Origin of the sequence: Mycobacterium nebraskense, assembly GCF_002102255.1 — a bacterium.
GTDB lineage: Bacteria > Actinomycetota > Actinomycetes > Mycobacteriales > Mycobacteriaceae > Mycobacterium > Mycobacterium nebraskense.
Window position 1 is genome coordinate 1 of sequence record NZ_LQPH01000059.1, and the last position, 2,953, is coordinate 2,953.

Below are 2,953 nucleotides of genomic sequence, written 5' to 3' on the forward strand. Positions count from 1 at the left end.
GCCACCGCATAGGATCATCAACGCAAGCGAGCGGAACCTATGTCAGACCACTTTTACACCGCTCCTGGGACGCCACCTGCGGCTGCCGGTATCGACCAGCGACACGGAGTTGGAACCGGTGTTCGCGACATAGGCGGTGTGTCCGGCGGAGTCGACGGCGACGCCGAAGGCGCCATTGCCTACCCGTATCGAGGTGGCGATCGTAGGCGGACCACTCGGTGCTGCCGTGGCTCCCCCGCTAGGCGTGACTCCCCCGCTGGGTGCCGATGGTGGTATGGCGGCCGTTGCAGATCCTGTCGTCTGCGTAGATCCAGTCGTGGATGTGTGTGTGCGCAGAAGGTATACGCTCGCGCTCCCCGACGCCACGACCACCGCAATCACCGCGGCGACTACCCAGGACCGTTTGGTGCGTCTGCGGTTCCCCGCGATCTGCTGCCGCGGGTCGGGGTGCAATGGTTTCTGCGCTCGCTGCGTTGGCTCACTCGGCCATGAGGCGACTTGTGTGGGGGCAGTGGCGTCGGCGGTGTGTGACTGCACATTCGGGTCCGGTAGGCGTAGCGGCACCGTGATCGCATCGCGCGCGGCTCGTGCCATATCCACAGGGGTGGCGTAGCGCTGCGCTGGGTCCTTGGCCATGCCAGTGGCGATGACCGCATCGAACGCCGGCGGCGCGCCGGAGTCAGACGGGCGCGGCGGCGGCTCCGACAGATGCCCTGCCACTTGTTGCTCGATGCTGTCACCCGGAAATGGGGCGCCTCCCGTCAAGCACTCATACAGCACGCAGGCAAGCGCGTAGATGTCCGAGCGTGCATCGGCCTGACCGACTCTGAAGCGCTCCGGTGCCATGTAGCGCAGCGTGCCGACCACCGCGTCCGACCCCGTCAAACCGGTCTCGCCCAGAACACGCGCGATCCCGAAATCGATCAGATACGCAAAGTCGCTTTCATCGAGCAAGATGTTGGAGGGCTTGATATCCCGATGCACCAATCCAATCTTGTGCGCGGCGTACACGGCATGGGCCACCTGCTCGACGATGTGCACAGCCCGTGAGGGAGACATCGAACCGGAGGCCAGCACGGTTGCCAGGTCGCGGCCCTCGATCAGCCGCATGTCGACGAATAGCCGCCCGTCGATCTCGCCGTAGGTGTGAATCGGCACCACGTGAGGGTCGTTTAACCGTGCCGCTGAGTGGGCCTCGCGACGGAATCGCTGTTGAAACGTCCTGTCCGCAGCAAAATGCGCTGGGAGTACTTTCAGCGCGACGATCCGATCGGTGACGGTGTCATAGGCTCGCCAGACCTCGCCCATGCCGCCTCGGCCGAGCAAATTGATTAGTCGGTACCGGCCGAACGGGGTCCCTTCCATGGAAACCTCCCGTCGGCTGCAAATCAGCAACACCATAGTCCACCGCTGACGCGGTTTGGGAAACCCTCGGACTGGTATTCGTCATCGCAGCCCACATACTCGGGGTGGCTCGACTCCACCCGATATCGCGGCCGCCTAGGGACCCAGGGACAAGTGAGGACAACGCATGAGCGCCACCGTCGACCCATCCCGCAAGGACTGCTCAATGGCTCACGCGGAAACGTTTGAGGCGCGACCGTCGTTCTGGATACCAATTCGATTCGGCTGCTTGGCAATTCAAGGTGTGATACCAGTAAGCGGGTGACGGCGTCGTTCATGCCCGGGCAACGCTACCGTCCTCGATGCGGGTGCTGTGTGAGTGGGGCATGGTCTCGGCGGTGGGGCCTTCGCTCCCCTACCGCAGCTGGCCAACATGCTCCGGCCATCGAGTAATACGGCGGAATCGAATATGGAGGGTTACCAGTAAAAACTCACTATTCTCAAATCAGTTATGCACCAACAGTATCTATGCGGTAAAGGCTGTTCGGCGTCGAGCGATTTCTCGGAGCTATTGCGCCGCTAGCTCAAGACAACGTTCGATCGCCGTCGTTTCTCTTCTAACGGTGATCAGATGCCGATCGTCGCGCTCATGCCACCATCGACGACGAGCGTTGTGCCGGTGATAAAACCCGCTTCGTCAGAGGCCAGGAAGACGGCCGCATGCGCCGCGTCCCAGGCATCCCCTATGCGACCGCGCGGTGTGCTTTCGTCCAGGTGTCGCCATACCTGGTCCGGGTCGTCGGAGACGGAGTTCACCCATCCCTCCAGTGCCGGCGTTCGCACCACGCCCAGCACAATTGTGTTGGCGCGGACGCCTCTTGAGGCATATTGGAGTGCGACGGTCTGGGTGAATTGGATGACTGCCGCCTTGCTCGACGCGTAAGAGATCGACGGCGCACCAACCCAGCGGATGCCTGCGATCGAACTCATATTGATGATGGCGCCGGCTCGTTGGCGTTCCATCACAGGCAGCGCGTATTTGCACGTCAAAAACTGCGACGTGAGGTTAGTCCGGATGACGTCGTCCCAGCTCTGTTCGCTTGTTTCTACGGGTCCGCCGACACGATCTACGCCTACGTTGTTGTGCAGGATGTCGATCCGCCCATAGGCCGCCACACAGTGCTCAACCATGTCACGGACCTGTTCGGCCACGGTTACATCCGCCTGGTGAGCCGTGGCTTCACCGCCCTGCTCGGCGATCAACTCGGCCGTCTCCCGGGCGCCGTCGCCTCGGGCGACGCACAGAACTGTGGCTCCCTCACCCGCGAATCGCACGGCCGTGGCCTTGCCGTTCCCCCAACTGAGCCCTGCACTCGAGGCGCCAGTCACGATCGCGACCTTCCCTCGCAGTCGGTCAGACACCAATCGACTCCTTCATGTCGACGCGCTGTTCTGAGGGAGCCCGTTGCCGCCCAGAGCGGATCGCAAGAACAATGCTCGCAGGTGTGCGCTGCTGCGGCGGGAAAAGTCAACGGTGGCGTCCCAGGAGCGGTGTAAAAGTGGTCTGACATAGGTTCCGCTCGCTTGCGTTGATGATCCTATGCGGTGG

1 protein-coding gene and 1 pseudogene are annotated in these 2,953 nt (G+C 62.5%); both read right to left on the bottom strand.

Translation table 11 applies throughout. The features are described from left to right. Positions 1–558: 558 nt before the first annotated feature. A pseudogene (locus AWC17_RS33355) lies at positions 559–1,365 on the bottom strand (serine/threonine-protein kinase); the annotation flags it as partial. A 606-nt stretch (positions 1,366–1,971) separates the two neighbouring features. Next, positions 1,972–2,733: an SDR family NAD(P)-dependent oxidoreductase gene (locus tag AWC17_RS06320; protein WP_231588640.1), complete on the bottom strand. Its 762-nt coding sequence runs from the start codon at positions 2,731–2,733 to the stop codon at positions 1,972–1,974. Between the last annotated feature and the right edge of the window lie 220 nt (positions 2,734–2,953).